General features: G+C 64.8%; 30 protein-coding genes. 14 read left to right on the top strand and 16 right to left on the bottom strand.

The window, feature by feature from the left end; genetic code table 11:
• Window positions 1-71: 71 nt before the first annotated feature.
• Window positions 72-587 carry a DUF1993 domain-containing protein gene (locus tag B0E49_RS06075; RefSeq protein WP_077561205.1) on the top strand — a complete coding sequence of 172 codons (516 nt, stop codon included), beginning with the start codon at window positions 72-74 and terminating at the stop codon, window positions 585-587.
• 3 nt (window positions 588-590) lie between these two features.
• Here the strand turns inward: B0E49_RS06075 and B0E49_RS06070 are convergent, their stop codons facing one another.
• Together B0E49_RS06070 and lexA are read right to left on the bottom strand one after the other, a co-directional pair.
• Window positions 591-932, bottom strand: a complete 342-nt coding sequence (locus tag B0E49_RS06070; protein ID WP_077561203.1) for a hypothetical protein — start codon at window positions 930-932, stop codon at window positions 591-593.
• A 130-nt stretch (window positions 933-1,062) separates the two neighbouring features.
• Entirely contained in the window at window positions 1,063-1,749 is a 687-nt protein-coding gene (lexA, locus tag B0E49_RS06065) for a transcriptional repressor LexA (protein ID WP_077561201.1), read from the bottom strand.
• 101 nt (window positions 1,750-1,850) lie between these two features.
• Here lexA and B0E49_RS06060 point away from each other — a divergent pair, with 101 nt between their 5' ends.
• Entirely contained in the window at window positions 1,851-2,813 is a 963-nt protein-coding gene (locus B0E49_RS06060; RefSeq protein ID WP_077561199.1) for an asparaginase, read from the top strand.
• Between the two features lie 99 nt (window positions 2,814-2,912).
• Here the strand turns inward: B0E49_RS06060 and adk are convergent, their stop codons facing one another.
• The 6 genes from adk to B0E49_RS06030 all read right to left on the bottom strand — a co-directional run bounded on the left by adk (window position 2,913) and on the right by B0E49_RS06030 (window position 6,899).
• Window positions 2,913-3,569 carry an adenylate kinase gene (adk, locus tag B0E49_RS06055; protein ID WP_077561198.1) on the bottom strand — a complete coding sequence of 219 codons (657 nt, stop codon included), beginning with the start codon at window positions 3,567-3,569 and terminating at the stop codon, window positions 2,913-2,915.
• Window positions 3,570-3,780: 211 nt separating this feature from the next.
• Window positions 3,781-4,560: a 3-deoxy-manno-octulosonate cytidylyltransferase gene (gene kdsB / locus B0E49_RS06050; protein WP_077561197.1), complete on the bottom strand. Its 780-nt coding sequence runs from the start codon at window positions 4,558-4,560 to the stop codon at window positions 3,781-3,783.
• Between the two features lie 18 nt (window positions 4,561-4,578).
• Entirely contained in the window at window positions 4,579-4,788 is a 210-nt protein-coding gene (locus tag B0E49_RS06045; protein WP_077561195.1) for a Trm112 family protein, read from the bottom strand.
• Window positions 4,769-5,803 carry a tetraacyldisaccharide 4'-kinase gene (gene lpxK / locus B0E49_RS06040; RefSeq protein ID WP_077561193.1) on the bottom strand — a complete coding sequence of 345 codons (1,035 nt, stop codon included), beginning with the start codon at window positions 5,801-5,803 and terminating at the stop codon, window positions 4,769-4,771. The genes B0E49_RS06045 and lpxK overlap by 20 nt, the downstream gene beginning before the upstream one ends.
• Window positions 5,804-5,807: 4 nt before the next feature.
• Window positions 5,808-6,236 (bottom strand): ExbD/TolR family protein, encoded by a 429-nt coding sequence (locus B0E49_RS06035; RefSeq protein ID WP_077561191.1) that lies wholly within the window; start codon window positions 6,234-6,236, stop codon window positions 5,808-5,810.
• Between the two features lie 12 nt (window positions 6,237-6,248).
• Complete coding sequence (locus tag B0E49_RS06030; RefSeq protein ID WP_077561189.1) at window positions 6,249-6,899, bottom strand: MotA/TolQ/ExbB proton channel family protein; 651 nt, start codon at window positions 6,897-6,899, stop codon at window positions 6,249-6,251.
• 105 nt (window positions 6,900-7,004) lie between these two features.
• Here B0E49_RS06030 and B0E49_RS06025 point away from each other — a divergent pair, with 105 nt between their 5' ends.
• The 5 genes from B0E49_RS06025 to B0E49_RS06005 all read left to right on the top strand — a co-directional run bounded on the left by B0E49_RS06025 (window position 7,005) and on the right by B0E49_RS06005 (window position 11,394).
• A complete protein-coding gene (locus B0E49_RS06025; RefSeq protein WP_286137831.1) occupies window positions 7,005-7,934 on the top strand; it encodes a hypothetical protein in 930 nt (309 codons plus the stop codon).
• A gap of 196 nt (window positions 7,935-8,130) precedes the next feature.
• The gene (locus B0E49_RS06020; RefSeq protein ID WP_077561187.1) at window positions 8,131-8,472 is read left to right on the top strand and encodes a hypothetical protein; all 342 of its coding nucleotides are present in this window, start codon (window positions 8,131-8,133) and stop codon (window positions 8,470-8,472) included.
• Window positions 8,473-8,695: 223 nt separating this feature from the next.
• Entirely contained in the window at window positions 8,696-9,034 is a 339-nt protein-coding gene (locus tag B0E49_RS06015; RefSeq protein ID WP_077561184.1) for a hypothetical protein, read from the top strand.
• A 388-nt stretch (window positions 9,035-9,422) separates the two neighbouring features.
• Window positions 9,423-10,766 carry an exodeoxyribonuclease VII large subunit gene (gene xseA, locus B0E49_RS06010; RefSeq protein ID WP_077561183.1) on the top strand — a complete coding sequence of 448 codons (1,344 nt, stop codon included), beginning with the start codon at window positions 9,423-9,425 and terminating at the stop codon, window positions 10,764-10,766.
• Between the two features lie 46 nt (window positions 10,767-10,812).
• Window positions 10,813-11,394: a superoxide dismutase gene (locus B0E49_RS06005; protein ID WP_077561181.1), complete on the top strand. Its 582-nt coding sequence runs from the start codon at window positions 10,813-10,815 to the stop codon at window positions 11,392-11,394.
• A gap of 112 nt (window positions 11,395-11,506) precedes the next feature.
• Here B0E49_RS06005 and B0E49_RS06000 read toward each other — a convergent pair whose 3' ends face one another.
• Together B0E49_RS06000 and B0E49_RS20470 are read right to left on the bottom strand one after the other, a co-directional pair.
• A complete protein-coding gene (locus B0E49_RS06000) occupies window positions 11,507-11,968 on the bottom strand; it encodes a DUF192 domain-containing protein (protein WP_077561301.1) in 462 nt (153 codons plus the stop codon).
• Window positions 11,969-12,046: 78 nt separating this feature from the next.
• Window positions 12,047-12,274: a hypothetical protein gene (locus B0E49_RS20470; protein ID WP_077561180.1), complete on the bottom strand. Its 228-nt coding sequence runs from the start codon at window positions 12,272-12,274 to the stop codon at window positions 12,047-12,049.
• Window positions 12,275-12,462: 188 nt separating this feature from the next.
• Between B0E49_RS20470 and icd the strand changes: the two genes are divergently transcribed.
• The 5 genes from icd to B0E49_RS05970 all read left to right on the top strand — a co-directional run bounded on the left by icd (window position 12,463) and on the right by B0E49_RS05970 (window position 19,053).
• On the top strand, window positions 12,463-13,716 hold the full coding sequence (icd, locus tag B0E49_RS05990) for an NADP-dependent isocitrate dehydrogenase (RefSeq protein WP_077561178.1): 1,254 nt from the start codon (window positions 12,463-12,465) through the stop codon (window positions 13,714-13,716).
• A gap of 162 nt (window positions 13,717-13,878) precedes the next feature.
• Window positions 13,879-14,238, top strand: coding sequence for an ATP-dependent Clp protease adapter ClpS (gene clpS / locus B0E49_RS05985; protein WP_077561176.1), 360 nt, complete (start codon window positions 13,879-13,881; stop codon window positions 14,236-14,238).
• Window positions 14,239-14,294: 56 nt separating this feature from the next.
• Window positions 14,295-16,634, top strand: a complete 2,340-nt coding sequence (gene clpA, locus B0E49_RS05980; RefSeq protein WP_077561174.1) for an ATP-dependent Clp protease ATP-binding subunit ClpA — start codon at window positions 14,295-14,297, stop codon at window positions 16,632-16,634.
• Window positions 16,635-16,763: 129 nt separating this feature from the next.
• Window positions 16,764-18,203, top strand: coding sequence for an exodeoxyribonuclease I (gene sbcB, locus B0E49_RS05975; protein WP_077561300.1), 1,440 nt, complete (start codon window positions 16,764-16,766; stop codon window positions 18,201-18,203).
• A 22-nt stretch (window positions 18,204-18,225) separates the two neighbouring features.
• Window positions 18,226-19,053, top strand: coding sequence for an NAD-dependent protein deacetylase (locus B0E49_RS05970; RefSeq protein WP_286137830.1), 828 nt, complete (start codon window positions 18,226-18,228; stop codon window positions 19,051-19,053).
• On the opposite strand, the gene B0E49_RS05965 is transcribed toward B0E49_RS05970, so the two are convergent.
• Complete coding sequence (locus tag B0E49_RS05965; protein ID WP_077561171.1) at window positions 19,050-19,763, bottom strand: YebC/PmpR family DNA-binding transcriptional regulator; 714 nt, start codon at window positions 19,761-19,763, stop codon at window positions 19,050-19,052. The genes B0E49_RS05970 and B0E49_RS05965 overlap by 4 nt on opposite strands.
• A 103-nt stretch (window positions 19,764-19,866) precedes the next feature.
• On the opposite strand from B0E49_RS05965, the gene B0E49_RS05960 reads away from it, so the two are divergent.
• Together B0E49_RS05960 and B0E49_RS05955 are read left to right on the top strand one after the other, a co-directional pair.
• A complete protein-coding gene (locus B0E49_RS05960; protein WP_077561170.1) occupies window positions 19,867-20,367 on the top strand; it encodes a hypothetical protein in 501 nt (166 codons plus the stop codon).
• Between the two features lie 13 nt (window positions 20,368-20,380).
• Window positions 20,381-21,289, top strand: coding sequence for a ketopantoate reductase family protein (locus B0E49_RS05955; protein ID WP_077561168.1), 909 nt, complete (start codon window positions 20,381-20,383; stop codon window positions 21,287-21,289).
• 49 nt (window positions 21,290-21,338) lie between these two features.
• Here the strand turns inward: B0E49_RS05955 and B0E49_RS05950 are convergent, their stop codons facing one another.
• The 5 genes from B0E49_RS05950 to B0E49_RS05930 all read right to left on the bottom strand — a co-directional run bounded on the left by B0E49_RS05950 (window position 21,339) and on the right by B0E49_RS05930 (window position 25,905).
• On the bottom strand, window positions 21,339-21,812 hold the full coding sequence (locus B0E49_RS05950) for an EVE domain-containing protein (protein WP_077561166.1): 474 nt from the start codon (window positions 21,810-21,812) through the stop codon (window positions 21,339-21,341).
• 18 nt (window positions 21,813-21,830) lie between these two features.
• Window positions 21,831-22,502 carry a glutathione S-transferase gene (locus tag B0E49_RS05945; protein WP_286137829.1) on the bottom strand — a complete coding sequence of 224 codons (672 nt, stop codon included), beginning with the start codon at window positions 22,500-22,502 and terminating at the stop codon, window positions 21,831-21,833.
• 160 nt (window positions 22,503-22,662) lie between these two features.
• Window positions 22,663-23,304: a uracil phosphoribosyltransferase gene (gene upp / locus B0E49_RS05940; RefSeq protein ID WP_077561164.1), complete on the bottom strand. Its 642-nt coding sequence runs from the start codon at window positions 23,302-23,304 to the stop codon at window positions 22,663-22,665.
• Between the two features lie 19 nt (window positions 23,305-23,323).
• Window positions 23,324-24,616, bottom strand: coding sequence for a URC4/urg3 family protein (locus tag B0E49_RS05935; protein ID WP_077561162.1), 1,293 nt, complete (start codon window positions 24,614-24,616; stop codon window positions 23,324-23,326).
• Complete coding sequence (locus B0E49_RS05930; protein WP_077561160.1) at window positions 24,613-25,905, bottom strand: GTP cyclohydrolase II; 1,293 nt, start codon at window positions 25,903-25,905, stop codon at window positions 24,613-24,615. Before B0E49_RS05930 ends, B0E49_RS05935 begins: the two co-directional genes overlap by 4 nt.
• Between the last annotated feature and the right edge of the window lie 9 nt (window positions 25,906-25,914).

Genomic DNA, 25,914 nt, shown 5'->3' with positions numbered 1-25,914 from the left:
CGGCTCACAGCTGCCCAGCGCCTCACACCGCTGGCTGCATACCTTTCCATTCGTTACCAGGACCCATCACCATGTCAATTTCCATGTCATCCGCCAGTCTGCCGGTCTTTACCACCATGCTGGGCAACCTGAGTCATTTGCTGGACAAGGCACAAGCGTGTGCCGATGCAAAAAAATTCGACGCTTCGATCCTGATGCAGTACCGGCTGGCCCCCGACATGCTGCCTTTTACGCGGCAAGTCCTGATCGCCTGCGACACCGCAAAAAATGGCGTTGCCAGGCTGGCCGGCATGGAAGCACCCAAGTTCGAAGACTTTGAATCCACCATCCCCGAGCTGAAGGCGCGGATTCAAAAGACGCTGGATTACCTGGCTACAGTGCCTGCCGGCGCGCTGGATGGAACGGAAGACAAGGACATCACTTTCCCGGTCGGGCGCGACGCCACCCACACCATGAAGGGTGAGGCCTACCTCACGCGCTGGGTTTTGCCGAACCTGTTCTTCCACGTGACCACCGCCTATGACATCCTGCGGCATAACGGGGTGGAGATTGGCAAGCGCGATTATTTGCTGGGCGCAAAGGCCTGAGGCTCAGTGCAGGGTTGCCTCAAAGGCGGCCAGCCGTTCCAGTTCGGCGCATACATCCGCCATGCGGCCAGAGATGACCATCCGCCCGGCACTGGCTGGCGCCGAGTTGGCGTCCACCACACGCCATACGCGCAGCGGCTTGTGCGTGCTTGTATTCGAATGATTTCGGCCTGCAGCCCTTATGGAGTGGGCATGAGAAGCTATTGAACTGATAGCGCTCCGGTCGAGCCGGGTCATCGCCGGCCGTTGTGCGCAGGCGGGTTGGGCCATGCCCGGCATGAGCCAGTGAATGGCGTCGTGAAGTGGTGCGAAGAGCCTGGAGGCGGTGAACAATGCGAGTCCCATGTGAAACCTTTCAATCAAAAAAGAGGGTCGAACACAGACAGGATTGCTTGAAACATCGCCGCGCCAGGGTTGTGATCTGCTGCATTGCGGCAGCCGTCAAACGCCCGTCACCTGGAGCGGCAACTTGAACCTACATGAGCATGGTGTTGCGGATCAGTCCCACGGCCAGGCCCTCGATCTCGAACGGCTCGCCGGGCTCGACGATGATGGTCTGGAAGTCGGGGTTCTCGGCGTGCAGCTCGATCAGGTGCTTGTTGCGCCGAAAGCGCTTGACCGTGACTTCGTCGCCCAGCCGCGCCACCACGATCTGGCCATTCTTGGCGTCTTTGGTGGCCTGCACGGCCAGCAGGTCGCCGTCCATGATGCCGGCGTCGCGCATGGACATGCCGCGCACCTTGAGCAGGTAGTCCGGCTTGCGCTGGAACAGGCTGCTCTCCACGTAGTAGGTCTGGTCCACATGCTCCTGCGCGAGAATCGGGGAGCCGGCGGCCACCCGCCCAACCAATGGAAGCGCCAATTGCGCCAGGCCTTGCAGTGGCAGGGAGAACTGCTTGAAGCGCGATTCGTTGATGGAGCGCAGCGCGTCACTTTTGAGGCGAATGCCGCGCGAGGTGCCGCTGACGAGCTCGATCACGCCTTTGCGGGCCAGCGCCTGCAGATGCTCTTCTGCCGCATTGGCGGACTTGAAACCGAGCTCGGCGGCGATTTCGGCGCGTGTGGGCGGCGCACCGGTGCGCGCAATGGCGCTCTGGATCAGGTCCAGAATCTGTTGCTGGCGGGCGGTGAGCTTGGGCGGGAACGGCGTCTGGTCGATCATGATGACTCCTTGGACTGCGTTTGAAACAGGGCCCGGATGGCAGTTACTGTTTTAATATCCAGTAGCTGTATTTTTAACCAGTTTTTGAAAGTTTGCAAGTCATGGCGCAACAAAGCGACAAAAAAATCGTGGTACTGGGCACGGGCGGCACGATTGCCGGCACGGCGGACAGCGCCGCCGACAACATTGGCTACACGGCCGCACAGGTGGGCGTGGCGCAGCTGCTGCAGGCCATTCCGGCCCTGTCCTCGGTCCTCGCCGGGCGTGCGCTGATCACCGAACAGGTGGCGCAGATCGACAGCAAGGACATGAGTTTTGGCGTCTGGCAGCAGTTGGCCAGCCGCGTGGCGCACTGGCTGGCACAGCCCGAAGTGCAGGGCATCGTCATCACCCATGGCACCGATACGCTGGAGGAGACCGCGTACTTCCTGCAGACCGTCCTCAATCCAGCCAAGCCGGTGGTGCTGACCTGCGCCATGCGCCCGGCCACGGCTGTGACGCCCGACGGGCCGCAGAATGTGCTGGACGCGGTGGCGGTGGCCATGCACCCCGGCGCGCGCGGCGTGGTGGCGGTGTGTGCGGGCACCCTCCACAGCGCGTTCGACGTGCAAAAAGTGCATCCCTACCGGATCGATGCCTTCAACTCGGGCGATGCCGGGCCGCTCGGCTATGTGGAGGAGGGTGCGCTGCGTTTGCTACGAAATTGGCCAGAAGCCCATATGGGTTCAGCACAGTATGCTATTGAAAATATAGCGAATTTCGCACGGTGGCCGCGCGTCGAGATCGTCATGAACTACGCCGGCGCCAGTGGCGCCGTGGTGGATGCGCTGGTGGCGCAGGGCGTGCAGGGCCTGGTGGTGGCTGCCACCGGCAACGGCACGCTGCACCATGACCTGCAGGCTGCGCTGCTCAAAGCCCAGCGCGCCGGTGTCAAGGTGGTGCGCGCCAGCCGCTGCCCCAACGGCCGCGTGCTGGGCCAGCCCGGTGACGCCATTCCCGATTCGCAGGGCCTGTCTGCCGTGAAGGCCCGCGTGGCGCTGATGCTGGCGCTGATGCCCGCTTGACGGAGGGCGCCGCAGCGCGAACGCAGCGAAGGGCCGCCCCGAGCAAGTTCAGCCCCCTCGGGGGGCAGCGCAGTACGCGCAGCGACAAGCGTGGGGGCTCTAGTTCTCCAGCGCCGCAAACGCGCGCGCCGTGATGTCTTCCACGCTGCCGGTGCCGCTGATGGCACGGTATTTGGGCGCAGCAGCGGGCTCGGCCTTGGCCCAGCCGGCGTAGTAGTCCACCAGCGGGCGGGTCTGCGCGCTGTACACCTCGAGCCGCTTCTTCACGGTTTCTTCCTTGTCGTCGTCGCGCTGGATCAAAGGCTCACCGGTCACGTCATCCTTGCCGGCCACCTTGGGCGGATTGAACTTGACGTGGTAAGTGCGGCCCGAGGCCGGGTGCGAGCGGCGCCCGCTCATGCGTTCGATGATGGCGTCAAAGGGCACGTCGATTTCCAGCACGTAGTCGAGCTTGACGCCCGCCGCCTTCATCGCATCGGCCTGCGGAATGGTGCGCGGAAAGCCGTCGAACAGAAAGCCGTTGGCGCAGTCGCTCTGGGCGATACGCTCCTTCACCAGTCCGATGATGATGTCGTCGCTGACCAGCGCACCCGAGTCCATCACGGCCTTGGCCTGCAGGCCCAGCGGCGTGCCGGCCTTGACCGCGGCGCGCAGCATGTCGCCCGTGGAGATTTGCGGGATGCCGTATTTCTGGCAGATGAACGTGGCCTGCGTGCCTTTGCCCGCGCCGGGGGCGCCTAACAGAATCAGTCTCATGAATCTCCTCGAATTTGGTAAACCAGGTGGCATCGCTGGGATCTGGAACCTGCAACGGATCCCGCGACGCTTCATTGGCGGCAAGAATAGCACGCAGGAGCTTCAGGCTGGCTTACGCCGCGCCGATGCTAACGCAGCGAAGGGCCGCCCCCGAGCAAGTTCGGCCCCCATGGGGGGCAACGCAACACACGAAGTGGCAAGCGTGGGGGCTCTACGAGGCAAACAGTTTGCGCACGCGCTCCAGATCTTGCGGCGTATCGACGCCCGGGCCGGGGGCATGCTGCGTCACGTGCACGGCAATGCGGTAGCCGTGCCACAGGGCGCGCAGTTGCTCCAGCGCCTCGGCGTCTTCGATGGGCGCTGTCGCCAGCCTGGGGAACTCGCGCAGAAAACCGGCGCGGTAGCCGTAGATGCCGATATGCCGCAGCGGCGCCGCCGGTGGCAGTTGCGTGACGCCTTGCGCGGCGCCATCGCGCCACCACGGGATCGGGGCGCGGCTGAAGTACAGTGCCAGTCCCTGGCGGTCCAGCACCACCTTGACCACATTCGGGTTGACAAAATCCGCCAGCGTATCGATGGCGTGCGCCGCCGTGCTCATGGCGGCCTCGGGGCGCTGCAGCAGCAGTTCGGCCACGGCATCGATCAGCAACGGCTCGATCAGGGGCTCGTCGCCCTGCACATTGACCACGATATCGTCGTCCGACAAACCGAGCAGATCACAGGCTTCGGCCAGCCGGTCGCTGCCCGAAGAGTGGTCGGCGCGGGTCAACACCGCCTCGACGCCATGGGCCCGGCAGGCGCTGACGATCTGCGCGCTGTCGCCCGCCACCACCACGCGCACCGCCGGCACGCCGCCCCTGCCTGCCATGCCAGACTGCAGGGCGCGCTGCGCCACCCGCACGACCATTGGCACGCCGCCGAGGTCGGCCAGCGGCTTGTTCGGCAGCCGGGTCGAGGCCAGCCGGGCTGGAATCAGGACGGTGAAGCTCATGTCAACAGGTCTCTTGCCTCATTCCACCAGTGGTGTGCGCTTGGGCAGCTTCTCCAGTTCGTCGTCGCTCAAGGTGCGCGCCTCGTCCTCCAGCAGGACCGGAATGCCGTCGCGCACCGGATAGGCGAGCCGGGCGCTGCGCGAGATCAGCTCGTGGTGCGCACGGTCGTAGTCGAGCGGGCCCTTGGTCACGGGGCAGACCAGCAGTTCAAGAAGTTTGATGTCCATGGGCGGGTGTCTCTGAGGTGGCTGTGTGCGGTGATGATAGCTTTGCATCCAGCAGCGCATCGACGGCCGCGAGAAAGGCCGGCTCGGGCGCAAATTGCAATGGAACGGCCAGTGCAGCGGGATGGCCGCGCCACAGTTTGACCGCGTCTTTTTCGGTACAAATCAGGGTGTAGCCCTTATCGGGCGTTGGCATCCAGCTATCAAAATCGTAGTGATCGGGCAACGCGATGGTGTGCGTCAGAGTCAGGCCGCGTGCGCGCAGCATGCTGAAAAACTCCTCGGGCCGCGCGATGGCCGCCACGGCGAGCAGCGGCTGGCCCTGCAACTGCGCCAGGGGCAGCCGCGTGCCGTCCTGCCGGACGGCGAAATCGGCCAGTGCGCGCTTTGAGGTGAAGCCGGCAAAGGCGGGGTGCGCTCCGCTGTGCAGTACCAGATCGACCGGGCGCGGCCAGGACTCGCGCAGCGGGCCTGCGGGCAGCAGGAAACCGTTGCCGGCGCCGCGGTCGTCAAACACGCAAATCTCGATGTCGCGCCGGAGCGCGTAGTGCTGTAGGCCGTCGTCGCTGACGATCACCTGGGTGGCAGGGTGGGCCGCGAGCAGGGCCCGGGCCGCGTCAATGCGCCGGCGTGCTACAAAAACTGGAGTGCCTGTGGAACGCCGGATCAGGGCGGGCTCGTCACCCACTTCCGAGGCCAGGCTGTCGCCTTGAGCCTCGCGGCAGTCGGTCGTGTGCCGCCCGTAGCCGCGCGAGATCACACCGACGACGAGTCCACGCGCCTGCCAGTGTTGCACCAGCGCCATGACGACCGGCGTTTTGCCGGCGCCGCCCGCCACCACGTTGCCGATGACCACAACCACCGGCGGCGGCCCGCCGACGCGGTGCGTCTTGACTAGGCCAGTCCGGTACAACGTGCGCCGCGTCGCGCTCAACACGCCGAAAACCAGGGAAAGCGGCCACAGCAGCCAGGCCAGCGCGCCGCGTCGCGTCCAGGCCCGCAGCAATGCATCCCGCATCGCGCTACTTCGCGCCTGCCTTGGCCGAGGACTGGGTGGCAAAGGTGATCTGGTTCAGCCCGCTGCGCCGCGCCGCTTCCATCACGGTGATGACCGACTGGTGCGTGGCGCTGGCGTCCGCGCTGATGATGACCACGGTGTCCCTGCCGGCTTGCGCCGCCTCGGTCAGCGCCGCCGCGATGGCCTCGACGCTGCGGCCCGCGATCGGCGTCTTGTTGACCATGTAGCGCCCGTCGCTGCTCACGGCCACGATGACTTCCTTGTTGTAGTCGCGCTGCGCCTCGGTGTCGGCCACCGGCAGCCTGAGCTGCATCTCGGTGAACTTGCTGTAGGTGGTGGTGAGCATCAGGAAGATCAGGATCACCAGCAGCACGTCGATGAACGGAATCAGGTTGATCTCGGGCTCGTCCCGCGATTTGGGCCGGAAGTTCATGGCGGGATCCCTCTACCGGCGCAAGGTCGCCAGATGCCGCACAAACCGCTCGGCTGCGAGCTCCAGCGTCAGCAGGTATTCGTCCACGCGGCCGCGGAAGTAGCGCCAGAAAATCAGCGATGGGATCGCGATGATCAGCCCGAAGGCCGTGTTGTACAGCGCCACCGCGATGCCATGCGCGAGTTGCGCCGGGTTGCCGACGCCCGCCGCGCCACCAACGGCCGAGCCGAGGCCGCCGGGCGACTGCGAACCGAAGATCTCGATCATGCCGATCACGGTGCCCAGCAGTCCCAGCAGCGGCGCGGCCGAGGCGATGGTGGCGAGCGCGCTCAGGTACTTCTCCAGCCGGTGCGCGACGGCGCGGCCGGCCCCCTCCAGCGTGGCGCGCAGGTCAGCCTCGCTGCAGCGCGGGTCGATGTTGAGTGCGCGCAGGCCGCTGGCCAGGATTTCACCGAGCGCCGAGTTCTGCTCGAGCTGCGTCACCACGTCGGGCGCCGGCACGGCGGTGCGCGACACCGCAATGGCTTCGTCGAGTAGCCGGGGCGGTGCAATCCTGGCGGTTTTCAGGCTGGCAAAGCGTTCGATGACGAGGGCCAGCGCCACGATGGAGGCGGCAACCAGCGGCCAGATCGGCCAGCCGGCGGCTTGTATGATGGACAGCAAATGGAGTCTCCGCTCTGGAATAGGGCGCGTGGGTAGCGCTGGAAAAGTACGTGGGTGCGGGATGGGATTATGGCCCACCGTTCCGGGATTTTGGAGAATCAGTCGATGATGAATCCTTCGCGCAAGGCCCTGCGTCGGGCCGGGCCCTCGGCCCTTCTTCGGGCCTGGTTCGCGTGCGCGCTGCTGCTCATGGCGGGCGCCGCCGTGGCGGGCGGCCTCGAAGCGGTCAGCCCCTCCGTCCTGCGCACCCGGTACGCGGCGCTGGGCCCCGAACTGGCGAATAACCAGTTCAACGGGCCGCTGCACCTGGACTCGGTCGAGACCTCGCAGCAAAGCGAGGGCGACATCTATGCCGTGGTCGATTACCCGTTTGCCACGGTCAGCAATGCGCTGAACAGCCCCGAGCACTGGTGCGACGTGCTGATCCTGCACCTGAACACCAAGTACTGCCGCGCGAAGACCACAGGCGCGGCAACCCAGCTGGACCTGAGGGTCGGCAAGAAGTTCGATCAGCCGGTGGCCGACGCCTCCGAACTGGTGTTTGCCTATCGCGCGGTCACAGTCACACCGGAATATTTCGATATCGAGCTCGATGCACCGTCGGGCCCATTTGGCACGAGCGACTACCGCATCCTGCTCGAGGCCGTATCCATTGAGGGCGGCCACACCTTCCTGCACCTGGGCTACGCCTTCGGTTACGGCGCGGTAAGCCACATGGCGTTGCAGGCCTACCTGGCGACCGTGGGCCGCGGCAAGGTGGGCTTTACGACCTTGGGCGTGCCCCAGGTCGGGAGCCAGCCAACCTACATTGGCGGCATGCGCGGCCTGGTGGAGCGCAACACCATGCGCTACTACCTGGCCATCGACGCCTACCTGGGGGCGCTGTCGGCGCCGCCGGCGAATCAGCTGGAAAAGAGGTTGCAGAGCTGGTTCGCGGCCACCGAAAAATACCCCCGCCAGCTGCACGAGATGGACCGGACGGCCTATCTGGAGATGAAGCGCAGCGAGTACCGGCGCCAGCAATCGTCACCTTGATGGCGGCTCACAGCATGTCTTCGGAAATCTACTCGAGATTCTGCGTCAACCGGGCATGCGTATACGGCGTTAGAGTGCTTGGAATATGCGTAATAACCCGTTGGATTGTTACAACAACTCTTCATATATCGCTTTTCGGCGCAGGAAGAGTTGGTAGTATTCAAAACGCTTCCCTTAACCCTCTGGAGAACCCTGTATGAAAAAAATCATTTTGCCTCTGAGTATCGCCCTGGCCCAAATGCTGGCCGTGAGCGCTTTTGCCCAAACCTCGACGGGTCAAGCCGACGTTTCCGGCTCCAAGGCTGCTCCGTCTGCCCCGGCGACCCCCGCCGAGAAGGCCGCTGCCAGGACCGAGCGCAAGGCTGAAGGCAAAGCTGCCGCCAAGGAAGAGACGCCCCAAGAGGGCATGCCCAAGAGTGCCGGCACTGCGCGCAAGACCACCAAAGCGCAGCGTAAGGCGGCCCACGCCAAGCGCAAGGCTGCTGCAGCCGCTGCCGTCAAGAGTGGCGAACTCCAAGCTGTACCTGGCGAGAAATAATCTACCCGAAAGACGCACTCGCTGCACAAAGGCGGACCCACCCGGGTCCGTTTTTTTTGGCGATCTCCTCACATCTCTACATTGATTCCAGCTTCAGTGGTTAGGCCGGTGGTCAGGGGCTTGATTGCTGAACGGGTTGACTCGCAGACATGCCTCCATTCTTTTGATTGATGCGGCAAGTGTTCATATACTGGTTTGTTCAACCATCCTCGAAGGAGCCGGTATGAACAAGATCATGTTGACTATGGGTATCGCCCTGGCCCAGATGCTGGCCGTGAGCACTTTTGCCCAGGCCAAGGGCGGCGAAGCTGACACTACGGGTTCCATGGCGGCCCCTTCTGCCCCGGCCACCCCGGCCGAGAAGGCTGCCGCCAAGGCAGAGCGTAAAACTGAAGGCGCTGCCGCCGCCAAAGACATGGCGCCGAAGGAAGGCGAGAGCAAGAGCGCCGGCACTGCTCGCAAGTACACCAAGGCCGAGCGCGCCGAAGCCCGCGCCAAGCGCAAGGCCGAGACCGCCGAAGCCATCAAGCGGGGCGAAGTCAAGTCTGGTGAGATGTACTGAAGATAGACTCGCCTCAACCCGGCGGATTCACCCGGGCCCGTTTTTTGAGAGGAACTCATTGGCAGGGCACGCGCGCAGTGGGCCGATGCAGTAACCGGCTTGCCGTACGTGCGGGCCTTCTTCATGACCCGGATAATGGCGCATCGCGATGCCTCTGAGAAACCAACAAAAAATGTGGATAACTTTGTTGAGAAGTACGTCCGCACCCTGCCGCAGGCCGCGCCAGCGCGTGAATGTGACAAATCGCTTACATTTTGAGCTGAAAAATAGTGAATGAAATCAATAACTTGCACGGTGATATCTGCGTTTGCGCACGGCTCTGATACTTTGTCATGCAGGGTGCGGGCCGCTGTGGAGGGTTGCCGTTTGATGCGGCCCGAATCAAGCCATGCTTGACGCGCCCAGCCCCGTCACGGCGCCGCGAATCTGGCAGGTTGGCGCGCTGTGCCGCGCCGTTGCTGATGCGCTGGACGCCCGCTTCAACCCGGTCGCGGTGCGCGGCGAGATTTCGAATTTTTCACGCGCGGCCAGCGGCCACTGCTACTTCTCGCTCAAGGACGAAACCGGCCAGATTCGCTGCGCCATGTTCCGGCGCGCCGCTGGCCTGCTCGACTTTGCGCCGCGCGATGGGGAACTGGTCGAGTTGCGCGGGCGCCTGGGCGTGTACGAGCAGCGCGGCGACCTGCAATTGATCGTGGAGAGCATGAGCCGGGCCGGGCAGGGCGCGTTGTTCGAGCAGTTCCTCAAACTCAAGGCCAGGCTGGAGCAGGAGGGCTTGTTCGATGCCGCCCGCAAACGCGAACTGCCCGCCATGCCGCGCGGCATCGGCATCGTCACCTCGCTGGGCGCCGCCGCGCTGCACGACGTGGTGACCGCACTCAGGCGGCGCGTGCCCCACATCCCGGTGGTGCTCTCGCCCGCGCTGGTGCAGGGCGCCGGCGCGCCGGCCGATCTGGTCCGGGCGCTATCAAATCTGTATCGCCTCACGCCCTCTGGACAAGGGCTTGCGGCCGATTTGGCTCCAAAAAAGGGCGCGACGCAGAGTCCTTGCATCGACGTGATCCTGCTGGTGCGCGGCGGCGGCTCGATGGAAGACTTGTGGGCTTTCAACGACGAGCAGCTCGCGCGCACCATAGCTAAAAGCCCGGTACCACTGGTCAGCGGCGTTGGCCATGAGACCGATTTCACCATCGCCGACTTCTGCGCCGACCTGCGCGCGCCCACGCCGACCGCCGCCGCCGAGCTGGTGGCGCAGCCGCGTGAGGTCTGGCTCGGGGCGCTGGCGCTGGCGGGGGAGCGGCTGCACGACGCGCTGCTGCGGCAGATCGACAGCCAGAGCCAGCGTGTCGATCTGGCGGCCTCCAGGCTCGGCCGGCCGTCCGCATTGCTCGCTCGCCAGCAGCTGCGTTTGGGCCATCAGGCGCAGCGCCTGCGCTACGGTGCGCTATCGGATTTGCAGCATAAAGCGTCCCTTGTACAAGGGCTGGAGGCCAATTTCCCTGAAAAGGTGCGACGCGCGGCGGCGGCCGCGCAGGAGCGGCTGGCGCGCGCGCGTTTGCGCCTCGAGCTGCTCGATCCGCGGCTGGTCCTGCAGCGCGGCTATGCCTGGCTGGCGGACCTGGAGGGCAGCGCCATCACCCGCGCGAGCCAGACCCACATCGGCCAGGCGCTGCGTGCCACCCTTGCGGATGGCGAGGTTGATCTCACGGTATCGCCGCAACGCCTCATTTAATTCCTACAATCAGCAATCCCGACAACAAACCACGAGGAAAGAAATCATGGAACACAAGCTGCCTGCACTGCCTTACGCGATCGACGCGCTGGCCCCCAGTTACTCCAAGGAAACCATGGAGTACCACTACGGCAAGCACCACAACGCCTATGTGGTGAACCTCAACAACCTGCAAAAGGGTACCGAATTCGAGAACATGGCACTGGAAGACATCGTCAAAAAATCCAGCGGTGGCATCTACAACAATTCCGCGCAGATCTGGAACCATACCTTCTTCTGGAATTGCATGAAGCCGAGTGGCGGCGGCGAGCCGTCCGGCGCGCTGGCCAAAGCCATTGCGGCCAAGTGGGGCAGCTATGCCGCGTTCAAGGAAGCATTCGTGAAGTCGGCGGTCGGCAACTTCGGCTCCGGCTGGACCTGGCTGGTGAAGAAGGCCGATGGCTCGGTGGATATCGTCAACATGGGTGCCGCCGGCACGCCGCTGACCACGGCCGACAAGGCGCTGCTGACCGTGGACGTGTGGGAGCACGCCTACTACATCGACTACCGCAACCTGCGCCCGAAATACGTGGAAACCTTCCTCGACAAGCTGGTGAACTGGAGCTTTGCCGAGAAAAACTTCGGCTGATAGCGGCTACTGTCCCATGAAAAAGCCGGCGCGAGCCGGCTTTTTTGCATCTGGTGCGGGTACCGCGCGCCTTGCTGGCAAAAAGAACGCGCCAGGCGGCAGGTGACGGGCGTCAATGCCCCTCGAACGGTTTGCCACCCAGCTTGAAACCGGCCTTGATCGCTCTTTTGGCAAACCAGCCCTGATTCATTTCCAGCACGTAGCGCACGGGCCTGGCCGAGCAGTGCGAGTCGGTGGTCTGCGGCGCCATGTCGGCCAGATTCACGATGGTGCCGTCGTCGGCCACGAACGCAGCCGTCAGCGGCAGGATGGTGTTCTTCATCCAGAAGCATTGAGTGGCCGGCACGTCAAACACAAACAGCATGCCCTCGGGCTGCGGCATCCGCTTGCGAAACATCAACCCGAATTCGCGCTGCGCGGGGGTCTGCGCCAGCTGGACGTCGATCTGGTACATGTCGGCTGTCAGCTTGATACGCGGCAGCTCCAGTTGCGGGCTGCCCTGGGCGTTCGCCGTGCCTGCCAGCAAGGCGAGGCCGATGACGAGGATGGATAACGACGCGGAGCGCAGATTCATGGCGTTCACCTTCAAAGGGCGGGCTCAAAAACAAAAATGCCCGCAGGAGCGGGCATTTTCGCGCAAAGTCAAAAGGACTTATTCAGTCTTGGGGGCAGCGGCTTTCGCAGCCTTCTTGGCTTTATGGGTCTTCTTGGCTTTGTGGGCCTTTTTCGTGGCCTTGGCAGGAGCGGCAGCGGCTGGCGTGGCGGCAGGTGCTGCGGCAGCGGCGGGGGCTGCAGGTGCAGCAGCGGGGGCGGCAGGCGCTTGTGCGTAGGCACCAACAGCAAACAGACCAGCGATCAGGGCGCCGAGGATTTTGTTCATTTGAGAATTCCTTGAGGTAACGTTATGGTGAAGCTCCCTCCCAGTAATCGGAAGGCTCTTCTGTAACGGGGCCGCTTTGCGCTTGGTTGACAGAAGCGACAGAAATTTTTAAAGCTAAAATCCGCAGGTTCCCTTCGAACAGCAAAAGCGGCCGAATCAAGCCAGTCACCACCGGAGAAGTTCCCCCCATGTATCAGCACATCAAGGTGCCCGCCGAGGGCCAGAAAATTACCGTCAACGCCGACATGTCCCTGAATGTGCCTGACCAGCCCGTGATCCCCTTTATCGAAGGCGACGGCACGGGCGCCGACATCACGCCGGTGATGCTGAAAGTGGTGGATGCCGCGGTTGCCAAGGCCTACGGCGGCAAGAAGAAGATCCACTGGATGGAGGTCTATGCCGGTGAAAAATCCACCCAGGTGTATGGTCCCGACGTCTGGCTGCCGGATGAGACCCTGGAGGCGGTGCGCGACTATGTGGTGTCCATCAAGGGGCCGCTGACCACGCCTGTGGGCGGCGGCATCCGTTCGCTCAACGTGGCGCTGCGCCAGCAGCTCGACCTGTACGTGTGCCTGCGCCCGATCCAGTACTTCAAGGGCGTGCCCTCGCCGGTGAAGGAGCCCGAAAAAACCAACATGGTGATCTTCCGCGAAAACTCGGAAGACATCTACGCCGGCATCGAGTTCGAGGCCGAGTCCGACAAGGCCAAAAAGCTCATCAAGTTCCTGCAGGACGAAATGGGCGTCAAGAAGATCCGCTTCCCGAACACGTCCGGCATCGGCATCAAGCCGGTGTCGCGCGAAGGCACCGAGCGCCTGGTGCGCAAGGCGATCCAGTACGCGATCGACAACGACAAGCCCAGCGTGACCATCGTGCACAAGGGCAACATCATGAAGTTCACCGAAGGGGGGTTCCGCGATTGGGCCTATGGCCTGGCGGCGAAGGAATTTGGCGCCCAGCTGATCGACGGCGGTCCGTGGATGAAGTTCAAGAACCCCAAGACGGGTAAGGACATCACGGTCAAGGACAGCATTGCCGACGCTTTCTTGCAGCAAATCCTGCTGCGCCCGGCCGAATACTCGGTGATCGCCACGCTCAACCTGAACGGCGACTACGTGTCCGACGCGCTGGCCGCGCAGGTTGGCGGCATCGGTATCGCTCCCGGCGCGAACCTGAGCGACACGATTGCCATGTTCGAAGCCACGCACGGCACGGCGCCCAAGTATGCCGGCAAGGACTACGTGAACCCGGGCTCCGAAATCCTCTCGGCCGAGATGATGCTGCGCCACATGGGCTGGACGGCCGCAGCGGACTTGATCATCAGTTCGATGGAAAAGTCGATTCTGAGCAAAAAGGTCACCTATGACTTCGCCCGGCTGATGGACGGCGCCACGCAGGTGAGCTGCTCCGGCTTTGGCCAGGTCATGATCGATCACATGTAAAGTTTGTATTGGCGCGGGCGGCCCACAGCCGCCCTGCACCGGATCACCGCCCCGCAGCGCCTTCTGCGGGGCGGTTTTGCTTTTCGGGCTTGAATGTGGCCCGGGCGTCACCAATTTACCCTCGTGGTGCAGCGCGGCGAACTGCCCGATAGAATGAAATCCATGGCAACCAAAATCCCCTCCAAACCCCCTGCGCCGAGGACTCAGCCGCCCGACGGGGAGAATGGCGACTCGGTCGTTCTGGAGCGGCGCACCCAGAAGGTCAAGCCCCCCCACATGCACCAGGTGGTGATGCTCAATGACGACTACACGCCGATGGAGTTCGTGGTGGTGGTGATCCAGGAGTTTTTCAACAAGGACCGCGAGACCGCGACGCAGATCATGCTCAAGATCCACCTGGACGGCCGGGGCGTGTGCGGCGTGTATTCGAGGGACGTGGCGGCCACCAAGGTCGACCAGGTCATGGACGCCGCCAACAAGGCAGGGCATCCGCTGCAATGTATCAGCGAGCCTGTTGAATAAATTACACAAGCGTCCATATAAAGTTCATCATTACAGCAAGGCAAAAAGGAAATCACATGATTGCCCAGGAATTGGAAGTCAGCTTGCACATGGCCTTCGTGGAGGCCAGGCAGCAGCGCCACGAGTTCATCACCGTGGAGCACCTGTTGCTCGCCTTGCTCGATAACCCCAGCGCCGCCGAGGTGCTGCGGGCCTGCTCGGCCAACATCGACGACTTGCGCAAGTCGCTCGCCAACTTCATCAAGGACAACACGCCGCAGGTGGCGGGTGCCGACGATGTCGATACACAGCCCACGCTGGGCTTCCAGCGTGTGATCCAGCGCGCCATCATGCACGTGCAGTCCACGGGCAACGGCAAGAAGGAAGTCACCGGCGCGAATGTGCTGGTGGCGATCTTCGGCGAGAAAGACTCGCACGCCGTGTATTACCTGCACCAGCAGGGCGTCACAAGGCTGGACGTGGTGAACTTCATCGCGCACGGCATCAAGAAAAGCGATCCGCCCGAGCCCGCCAAGAGCAGCGAATCGGCCGCCCAGGAAGGCGAAGAGGGCGGTGAGCGCAACGAAAAGGCATCGCCGCTGGAGCAGTACACGCAGAACCTGAACCAGCTCGCCAAGGACGGCAAGATCGACCCGCTGATCGGCCGCGAATACGAGGTCGAGCGCGTGATCCAGATCCTGTGCCGCCGGCGCAAGAACAACCCGCTGCTGGTCGGCGAGGCCGGTGTCGGCAAGACCGCGATTGCCGAAGGCCTGGCCTGGCGCATCACGCAAAAGGATGTGCCGGAAATCCTTGCCGAGTCGAACGTCTATTCGCTCGACATGGGCGCGCTGCTGGCCGGCACCAAATACCGCGGGGACTTCGAGCAGCGCCTCAAGGGTGTGCTGAAGAGCCTCAAGGACAAGCCCAATGCGATCCTGTTCATCGACGAGATCCACACCCTGATCGGGGCCGGCGCGGCCTCGGGCGGCACGCTGGACGCGTCCAACCTGCTCAAGCCGGCGCTCAGTTCGGGCCAGATCAAGTGCATCGGCGCCACCACGTTCACCGAGTATCGGGGGATCTTTGAGAAGGACGCTGCGCTGTCACGGCGCTTCCAGAAAGTGGATGTGGTGGAGCCCACCGTCGCCGAAACCGTGGAAATCCTCAAGGGATTGAAGTCGCGCTTTGAAGAGCACCACAGCGTCAAGTACGCCGTGGCGGCGCTGCAGGCCGCAGCGGAGCTGTCCGCCAAGTACATCAACGACCGGCATCTGCCCGACAAGGCGATCGACGTGATCGACGAGGCTGGCGCCGCGCAGCGCATCCTGCCTGCCAACAAGCGCAAGAAAACGATCACCAAGACCGAGGTCGAGGAAATCGTGGCGAAGATCGCGCGCATTCCGCCGGCCAATGTGTCCAACGACGACCGCGGCAAACTCAAGACGCTGGAGCGCGACCTCAAGAGCGTGGTGTTCGGCCAGGACAAGGCCCTCGATGTGCTGGCCAGTGCCGTCAAGATGGCGCGCTCGGGCCTGGGCAAGGGCGACAAGCCGATCGGCTCGTTCCTGTTCTCCGGTCCCACGGGCGTCGGCAAGACCGAAGCGGCCAAGCAGCTCGCCTACATCATGGGCATCGAGCTGATCCGCTTCGACATGTCGGAGTACATGGAGCGCCACGCCGTGAGCCGCCTGATCGGCGCGCCGCCGGGCTACGTCGGTTTTGACCAGGGCGGTCTGCTGACCGAGGCCGTCACCAAGAAGCCGCACGCGGTGCTGCTGCTCGACGAGATCGAGAAGGCGCACCCGGACATCTTCAACGTGCTGCTGCAAGTGATGGACCATGGCACGCTGACCGACAACAACGGGCGCAAGGCCGACTTCCGCAACATCATCATCATCATGACGACGAATGCGGGCGCCGAGACCATGAACAAGGCGATGATCGGCTTCACGACGCATCGCGAAGCGGGCGACGAGATGGCGGACATCAAGCGCCTGTTCACGCCCGAGTTCCGGAACCGGCTGGACGCCACGGTGAGCTTCAAGGCGCTGGACGAAACCGTGATCCTGCGCGTGGTCGACAAGTTCCTGCTGCAGCTCGAGACGCAACTGGCCGAGAAGAAGGTGGAAGTCACCTTCACCGATGCGCTGCGCAAGTACCTGGGCAAGAAGGGGTTCGATCCGCTCATGGGTGCGCGCCCGATGCAGCGCCTGATTCAGGATACGATTCGCCGCGCGCTGGCCGATGAGTTGCTGTTCGGCCGCCTGATGGAGGGCGGACGCCTGACGGTGGACATGAAGGTGACCACCGACGACAAGGGTGTCGAAACCGGCGAGGTGCAGCTCGATATCCAGCCGCTGCCCAAGAAGGAAGGCCGCGCCAAACCGGAGTCGGAAGAAGCGACCACCGGCTGATACCGCCTGCGGCAAAATGCAAAGGGTCGACAGCGTCAGGCTGCCGACCCTTTTGCTATTCTAATAATAGCTATATACCGATATCCAGTAAGGTCTAAAGGCCTATTTCATCCCTAAAACTCCCGGGTGATCATGCACACCTTTCTCTGGCACGACTACGAAACTTTCGGCACCCAGGTGCGGCGTGACCGGCCGGCCCAGTTCGCGGCCATCCGCACCGATGCCGATCTCAACGAGATCGGCGAGCCCCTGATGCTGTACTGCCAGCCGGCGCCCGATTTCCTGCCCGATCCGCAGTCGTGCCTGATCACCGGCATCACGCCGCAGCTGTGCCTGGCGCGCGGCGTGCCGGAGCACCAGTTTGCCGCGCAGATCGAACAGGCGCTGGCCGAGCCCGGCACGATCGGCGTGGGCTACAACACCATCCGCTTCGACGATGAGATCACGCGCTTCATGTTCTGGCGCAACCTGATCGATCCGTACGCGCGCGAGTGGCAAAACGAGTGCGGGCGCTGGGACCTGTTAGATGTGGTGCGAACCGCGTATGCGCTGCGCCCGGACGGCGTCAACTGGCCAAAAAATGCGCAGGGCGGCGCCAGCTTCAAGCTGACCGACCTGACGGCCGCCAATGGGCTCATCCACGAGGCCGCGCACGACGCGCTGTCCGACGTGCGCGCCACCATCGCGCTGGCGCGGCTGCTTCGAGGCGCGCAGCCCAAGCTGTTCGACTTTTGTCTGGGGCTGCACAAAAAGGACCGCGTGGCGGCCGAGCTGGGCTTGCCCACTTCGCACCAGTTTGCCCGGCCGTTTCTGCACATCTCGGGCATGTTCCCGGCCGAGCGCGGCTGCCTCGCCGTGATGTGGCCGCTGGCCAGCCACCCGACCAACAAGAACGAGCTGATCGCCTGGGACCTGGCGCACGACCCGCGCGAGCTCGCCCTGCTGGACGCCGACACGATCCGCACGCGCCTGTTCAGCCGGGCCGACGATCTGCCCGAGGGCATGACGCGCCTGCCGCTCAAGACGGTTCACCTGAACAAGTCGCCGATGGTGATCAGCCAGCTCAAAACGCTCACGCCCGCGATGGCGCAGCGCTGGGGGCTGGACGTTGACCAGGCCCTGGCGCACGCCGGCGCTGCGGCCGCGCTGCCCGACATGAGCGCGATCTGGCAGGAAGTCTTCCGCCGTCCTCCGGAGCCGGCGCCCGACGTGGACGAGGACTTGTACGGCGGCTTTGTCGGCAACAACGACCGGCGCAAGCTCACGCAACTGCGCAGCCTGTCCCCGGAGAAACTGGCCGCTGCCCGCACCGGTTTTGACGACCCGCGGCTGGAGGAACTGCTGTTTCGCTACCGCGCGCGCAACTATCCCGCGACCTTGTCGGACGACGAGGCCCGGCGCTGGGAAGAACACCGCGCGGCCCGCCTGTTCGAAGGCGAGGGTGGTGCGCGCACCGTGGAGCAGCTGTTCACCGAGATCGACCAGTTGTCGGAGACGGCCGACGAGCACGGTGAAGAGATCCTGGGCGCGCTGTACGACTATGCCGAGAGCATCGCGCCCTCGCGGTGAGGCCACTGACATGGGGCGCCCGATGACGATGACCGATCTGGCCGAATTCGCGCAGCGCCACCGGCGGCTGTTCGTGCTGACCGGCGCGGGCTGCAGCACGGAATCGGGCATCCCGGACTACCGCGACGCCAATGGCGACTGGAAGCGCGCCGCGCCTGTGACCTACCAGGCCTTCATGGGCGAGGAGGCCACACGCCAGCGCTACTGGGCGCGCAGCCTGATCGGCTGGCGCGTGATGGGCCACGCACGGCCTGGCCTGGCGCACCGCGCGCTGGCCCGGCTGGAGACGGCCGGGCGCATGGAGCTGCTGCTCACGCAGAACGTGGATGGCCTGCACCGTGCCGCCGGCAGCCGGCGCGTGATCGACCTGCACGGGCGCATCGACATCGTGCGCTGCATGGCCTGCGAAGCCCGCAGCCCGCGCGCGGCGCTGCAGGCCGAACTGTTGCGCCGCAACCCCGAATGGGCCGCACTGGATGCGACGCCCGCGCCCGACGGCGACGCCGACCTCGAGGCCCGCGACTTCTCGGGTTTTGATATTCCCGCGTGCGCCCACTGCGGCGGCCTGCTCAAGCCCGACGTGGTCTTCTTCGGCGAGAACGTGCCACGCGAGCGCGTCAACGAGGCGCTGGGCGCATTGGCGCAGGCCGACGCCGTGCTGGTGGCCGGCTCCTCGCTGATGGTGTATTCGGGCTTTCGCTTCGTGCAGGCGGCCGTGGCGGCCGGCAAGCCGGTGGCCGCCGTGAATCTGGGGCGCACGCGGGCGGATGAACTGTTGACGCTCAAACTGGAGCGGCCCGTGGGCGAGGCGCTGGAGGCGCTCGCCAGCGCCCTGGGCGAACGCGCTTAACCCGCCAGACCGACAAACACGTTCTGCACGTCGTCGTTGCCGTCGATGGCCGCCAGGAAGGCTTCCACCTCTTCCAGCTCCGCGGCGCCCAGGCTTGCGGGGTCGATCGGGTTCTTCGGCCGGTAGCCCAGCTTGGCGGACAAGACGCTGAAACCGTGGGTGGGCAGCGCGCGGCTCACCAGATCGAGATCGGTGGGATCGGTCAGGAACAGGGTGGTGCCGTCTTCCTCGCCCGGCTCGAAGTCCTGGGCGCCCGCTTCAATCGCGGCCAGTTCGGGATCGGCGCCCGCCGTGGCAGGTTCGGCTTCGATCATGCCCACATGGTCGAAATCCCAGGACACCGAGCCCGACGTGCCCAGCTGGCCCTTGCGGAACAGCACGCGCATCTCGGGCGCGGTGCGGTTCACGTTATCGGTCAGGCATTCGACCATCACGGGCACGCGGTGCGGCGCAAAGCCCTCGTACATCACGTGCTCGAACTGCACCGCCTCGCCCGTGAGCCCGGCGCCTTTCTTGATGGCCCGGTCCAGGGTTTCCTTGGGCATGGACACCTTGCGTGCCTGCTCCACGACCAGCCGCAGGCGCGAATTCAGGGCCGGATCGGCGCCGCCGCGCGCCGCCACCATGATGTCCTTGGCCAGTCGCCCGAACAGCTTGCCCCTGGCATCCGCGGCCTGTGCCTTGCCTTTTGCTTTCCACTGCGCGCCCATGTGTGAGGTTCCTTGATGTTTTGCCGCATTGCTGCGTGAACCCCGCAGTTTATGCCAGGGGCCAGCGGCTCCTACAATCCTCCCCTCACTCAAAACACCCGCCATGCAAACCACCGACGCCGAAGACGGAACAGAAAAAATTCAGGAACCGCGCCTGTGGCGTGACAACGGCTGGACGGCGCGCGTCATCAAGAATGAAGACGACGACGGCTGGGCCGTGGCCATGACGCTGCAAGGCCACGCGGAGCCGGCCCTGGTCGGGCCGTGGACCATGGGGCGCGACAAGAAAAACCCCAAGCCGCTGGATGTACCGGCGTTCAACACCCTGGTCAAGACCGCCGCTGAATTCGTGCGGCGGCATGAGCAGCAATTGCACGCCACGCTGCACCAGCAGATCGCCATCACGCACAACACCGAGCGCCTGAGCATCTCGCTCGACATCGAACCCGACGAAGAGAATCCGTCCGCGCTGCTCCGCGCCCTGGATGCCTCTGGCGAGCCGCTGGCGGAAATCCGCGTGGCGCCTTCTTTCAAGCTGACCCGGGCCAGCGCAAGCGCCTGGGCCGAGGCCGGTTTCAGCGCGGATGCCGTGCGCAGGGCGTAGCGTGAGTGGAACCATGAAAGTCGCTGTCATGGGTGCCGGTGCCGTGGGCTGCTACTACGGCGGCATGCTGGCGCGCGCCGGCCACGACGTGGTGCTGATCGCCCGGCCCCCGCACGTGCAGGCCATCCACCGCGACGGCCTGCGCATGGAAACGCGCAGCTTCGACGAGCACGTCCGCCTGGCTGCCAGCGCCGAGGCCGGCGCGGTGCAGGGCGCTAAGGTGGTCCTGTTCTGCGTCAAGTCCACCGACACCGAATCCGCCGGCGCCCAGATGCGGCCGCACCTGCCGGCCGACGCCCTGGTGCTGTGTCTGCAAAACGGCGTGGACAACGCCGACCGGCTGCGCGCGGTGCTGCCCGACACTGCGGTGGCCGCGGCCGTGGTGTACGTGGCTACCGAAATGGCCGGCCCCGGCCACGTCAGGCATCACGGCCGCGGCGAGCTGGTGATCGAGCCCGCCCATTCCGGGTCGTTTTCCAGCGAAGCCGTGGCGCAAGCGCTGATCGCAGCCGGCGTGCCCACCGAGGTCTCCAGCAACGTGCGCGGCGCGCTGTGGGCCAAGCTCATCCTCAACTGCGCCTACAACGCCGTCTCGGCCATCGCCCAGCTACCCTACGGCAAGACCGTGCAGGGCGAGGGCGTAAAAGACGTGATGCGCGACGTGGTGGCCGAATGCCTGGCCGTGGCCCAGGCCGAGGGCGTGCAAGTGCCCGGCGACGCGGTGGCGGCGGTGGACACGCTTGCCGACAGCATGCCCAGCCAGTTTTCCTCCACCGCGCAAGACCTGGTGCGCGGCAAGCGCAGCGAGATCGACTACCTCAATGGGCTGGTGGTGCGGCGCGGCGAGGCGTTGGGGATTGCGACGCCGGCGAACCGGGTGCTATGGGCGTTGGTGAAGTTGCTGGAATCAAAGCGGGCTTAGTGGCGCATCTTCCCGCACGCTCAAAACGGTGGGTCAACCGCCGTTCGCTTCAACGCGCCGGGGCATCGAGCAGTTTTGAAATGATCCGCCAGTGCTGCGGCTCGACCGGCGTGATGGACAGGCGGTTGCCCTTGCGCAGCACCATCAGGTCTTCAAGCGCCTCATGGGCGCGCAGCTCGGGCAGCGCGAGGTTGCGCGTCTTGCGCAGCACCTGCACGTCCACCAGCAACCAGCGCGGCTCCTCTGGTTTTGATCTGGCATCGAAGTAGGGCGACGTCGAGTCGAACTGCGTCGGGTCGGGGTAGGGCGTGGACGCCACCTGCGCGATGCCGACAATGCCGGGCTCGGCACAACTCGAGTGGTAGAACAACACCCCGTCACCCACGCGCATTCCATCGCGCATGAAGTTGCGCGCCTGGTAGTTGCGCACGCCGACCCAAGGCACCGTGGCGCTGGGCGCAGCCAGCGCGTCATCCACCGAGCATTCGCCGGGTTCGGATTTCATGAGCCAGTAGCGTGTCATGAGGCCTGCCTTATTGCGTCATGGATCGGGTGGAAACGAAACGCCTGCCGTGCCGGATTCCCATTTCGGATATTTTTGCATGATCCGGCCATATAGCGCCGAATTCACGAAGGCGGACAACCAGGCCTGCAACGGCGCCCAGGGCTGTTGTGCAAACCAGCCGGTGTCGGTCTGCGCGAACTGGCGCACGAACGGTGCCAGCGCCATGTCGGCCAGTGCCGCGCGCTCGCCGAACAGATGGGGAGTGCTGAGGAGTTGCGCGTTGAGCCGGTCCAGATAGACCGCGGCCTGCGCTCGGTGCGCTGGCGCCGCGGCGCCGTCTGCATCGTCATGGCGGCCGGCGTACTTGTAGCGGTCCAGGTGGTATTTGAAGCCGTCATCGAATTCGGCAATCAGCGCCAGCATGGTTTCAAGATCCGCCCGTTCGGGCCGCAACCATTGCCCGGGATCGTTGTGCCGCAAGGCCCACAGCATGATGTCCAGGCTCTGGTCGATGACCCGGCCGCCCTCATCGATCAGGACCGGCACGGTGGCCTTGGGTGAGGCCTGCAGCAGCTCCGGCGGCTTGTCGCGCAACACGACTTCGCGCAGTTCGCAGACTTGTGCGCTCACCGCCAGCGCGAGGCGTGCGCGCATGGCGTAGGGGCAGCGGCGGAAGGAATACAAAACGGGTGTCAAGGGTGTTGCCACGAGCGTTGCATTTCACGGAGAAATCAAAAGAATTCGCCTCCAGCCGTTGACTGGCGTACACAGACAGCTATTGTTCTTGTAGCGAGCACGCGCCTTGTCCAAATTGCCGCCGCAGCGTTTCGAGATCTGCGAGGATTTTCATGGCGCGCGTCTTTGCGGCCTACTTGGTCCCGAAGATGCGGTCGCCCGCGTCACCCAGGCCGGGCAGGATGTAGCCGTGCTCGTTGAGCTGGCGGTCGATCGCGGCGGTGTAGATCGGCACGTCCGGGTGCGCCCTGTGCAGCGCGGCGATGCCCTCGGGGCAGGTCAGCAGGCAGACGAATTTGATCGACTTCGGGTTCAGTTCCTTGAGCCGCTCCACGGCGGCGATGGCCGAATTGCCGGTCGCCAGCATCGGGTCGACGACCACGATGTCACGCTCTTGCATGTCTTGCGGCATCTTGAAGTAATACTCCACGGCCGTCAGCGTCTTCGGGTCGCGGTACAGGCCCACGTGTCCGACGCGCGCGCCCGGCACCACGTTCAGCATGCCTTCCAGAATGCCGTTGCCGGCGCGCAGGATCGAGACGAACACCAGCTTTTTGCCATCGATCACGCGCGCGGTCATGGTCTCCAGCGGGGTCTCGATCTGCACGTCCTGCATCGGCATGTCGCGTGTGACCTCGTAGGCCATCAAGCTGCTGATCTCGCCCAGCAGGCGCCGGAAGGTGTTGGTGGACGCTTCTTTTTTGCGCATCAGCGTCAGCTTGTGCTGCACCAGCGGGTGATCGATCAGGTGCACATTGGCGGGCAGGGTGGTCATGGGGTTTCTTCTTCCTTTTTCAAAAAACGGTTCCGTCGCTCTCAATTGCGAGGGGCGGCGCGCCGCCGCGCTGGCGCTGCGCCAGCACGCGGCCGGCCGCCCAGGTGCCGCCCTCGAGCACACAGGCCAGCGGCATCTGCGATTCACTCAATCCTAGCTGCTCACGCACCAGCGGCGCCAGTTCGTCCAGCAGGGCAACGGTCAGGGCGCGCCATTCGACGATGAGTTCATCGCCGGCGCGGTGTGTCTGGGTGGCCAGCGCCGCATCCTTCAGGCGCAGCACGCCGGCATCGAGCAGCAGGCCGCCGTTGCGGTATTCGGGCAGGCCCGTGAGCGCATCGAGGCCGGTGACGGTCACGCCCGCCCACTCGAACGGCTCCAGCAGCGAATAGGTCAGCCATTGCGAGAGTTTGTGGAACGGCATCCAGCCGTCCGAGAGACCTTCGCCGCGCACGGCGGAATGCCGCCAGCAATCGCCGAGCGCTATTTTTTCAATAGCGTTGTGTCCAGGCCAGATGGGGGCCAGGGCCGTTAAAAGTGTGGAAAGGATACGGCTGGCCGGCACCGTGGTCGCACCGTCAGTCGCCTCGTCGTTGCTGCCAGTCTGCTCGGGCGCCGTGAGGTAATCGAACAGGCGCCCGGGTCGGCACAGGCCGCCCGCGCCGCCAAAGATTTCGGGCTGCTCGGCAATGACCTCGCCCAGGCGGCGCAGCAGCGCGGCACGCCCGTCCAGCCCCACCATCGGGTTGTCGACACCGACCTGAAATGCGGCGCCGAGCTGGCGTGCCGTCAGCGCCATCAAGCCCGGCGCGTCGGCCTGGCAGCGCTGGGTCGGCTTGCTCGAAAACAGGCCCTTGCGGAAGGCGTTGAAACTCGCCACGCCCAGGCCTTCCGAGCGCGTCAGGCGCTGGCCGGAGCGCGGGTCGAGGTAATGCCAGTCGGGCCCGGCGCCGGCGTCGAGCAGCACGCTGACGACGGCCAGATCGATCTGCGCGCGCGCGCGCCGCGGCGGCGATACCTTGCCCAGGGCTTCATTCAGCAGCGCCACGCGGTCCAGCCCGCCGGCCTCGAAATGCCGCCAGCGGCTGTGGTACGGAATGATCAGGTCCGGGTAGCGCTCGCGGGTGACTTCGGCCACCAGCGCCGCTGCCTCAGCCAGCGCGTCGTTGTGCACCGTGAAGTACACGGACTCACCTGCACGCGCACGCGCCAGCAGGCCCCGGGCGCGCGTGCGGATCGTGTCTGTACTGCGTAATAAGGCTGCAGCCCTTGTTGCATCTGCGCTGTCTGCTATCAAAACAATATCTTTCATTTATCCAGTTGCCGGCCCTTGGCCTTTTTGAGCTCATCGGCATCCGGCACGGCGCCGGGCGTGAAATAGCCGGCCGCCATCTTGGCATCCATCTCGACCCGGGCATCGTCCGGAATCAGGGCATCGGGAAGATTCACGCGCTCGACGATCTCGATGCCGGCCTTGGTGATGGCGTCGAACTTCATGTTGCTCATGGACACGAGCCGGTGGATTTTCGTGATGCCGAGCCAATTCAAGGTGTCGGGCATGAGCTCCTGAAAGCGCATGTCCTGCACGCCGGCCACGCATTCGGTGCGTGCAAAGTACTGCTCGGCGGTGTCGCCACCGAGCTGGCGCTTGCGCGCGTTGTAGACCAAAAACTTCGTCACCTCGCCCAGCGCGCGGCCTTCCTTGCGCGAGTAGGCGACCAGCCCGACGCCGCCGCGCTGCGCGCCCTGGATGCATTCCTCGATCGCGTGCGTGAGGTAGGGGCGGCAGGTGCAGATGTCGGAGCCGAACACGTCCGAGCCGTTGCACTCGTCGTGCACGCGGGCCGTGAGTTCGACCGCCGGGTTGGCCAGGTCGCGCGGGTTGCCGAAGATGTAAATCGTTTGCCCGCCAATCGGTGGCAAGAACACCTCCAGGTCGCTGCGCGTCACCAGCTCGGGGTACATGCCGCCGGTCTCCTCGAACAGCACGCGGCGCAAATCGGCCTCGGTGCAGCCAAAGCGCCTGGCCACTTCGGGCAAATACCAGACCGGCTCGATGGCCGCCTTGGTCACCATGGCCGCGCCGTTTGCGGTGAGGAACTTGCCGTCCGCCTTGAGCCGCCCCGACTGCAGCGCCTCGATCACCTCGGGCAGGATCACGTGCGCCTTGGTCACGGCGATGGTCGGGCGAATGTCGTAGCCCGCCGCCAGCTCGGCCGCGAACACCTCGGCGATGCGGGCGCCCCAGGGGTCCATCGAGACGATCCGGCCCGGCTCGCTCCACTGCGGATAGGGGCCGATGACGTCGGTCGGTGCAGTGTTGGTCAGGTCGGCCTTGTGGTGCGGCGACAGCGCGCCGGAGGCCACCGCCAGCGCCCGGTACACGCTGTACGAGCCGCTGTGCGTGCCAATCACGTTGCGGTGGCTGCGCTTTGATGTGGTGCCGACCACGGGGCCGCGCTCGGCGGCGCTGGCGGCTGCCCAGTGGATGGGCAGGGCGCCATGCCCGCTGGCATGCGAGGTCAGGCGAATATGGCTGGGGCCGGGGGCGCCGCCGGGGGCAACGGGATCGGGGGACTTCGGCGCAACTTCAATGGGCATCGCGGCTCC

The organism is Polaromonas sp. C04, assembly GCF_002002705.1.
Taxonomy (GTDB): domain Bacteria; phylum Pseudomonadota; class Gammaproteobacteria; order Burkholderiales; family Burkholderiaceae_C; genus Rhodoferax_A.
This window is presented reverse-complemented; position numbering and strand designations above follow the sequence as displayed.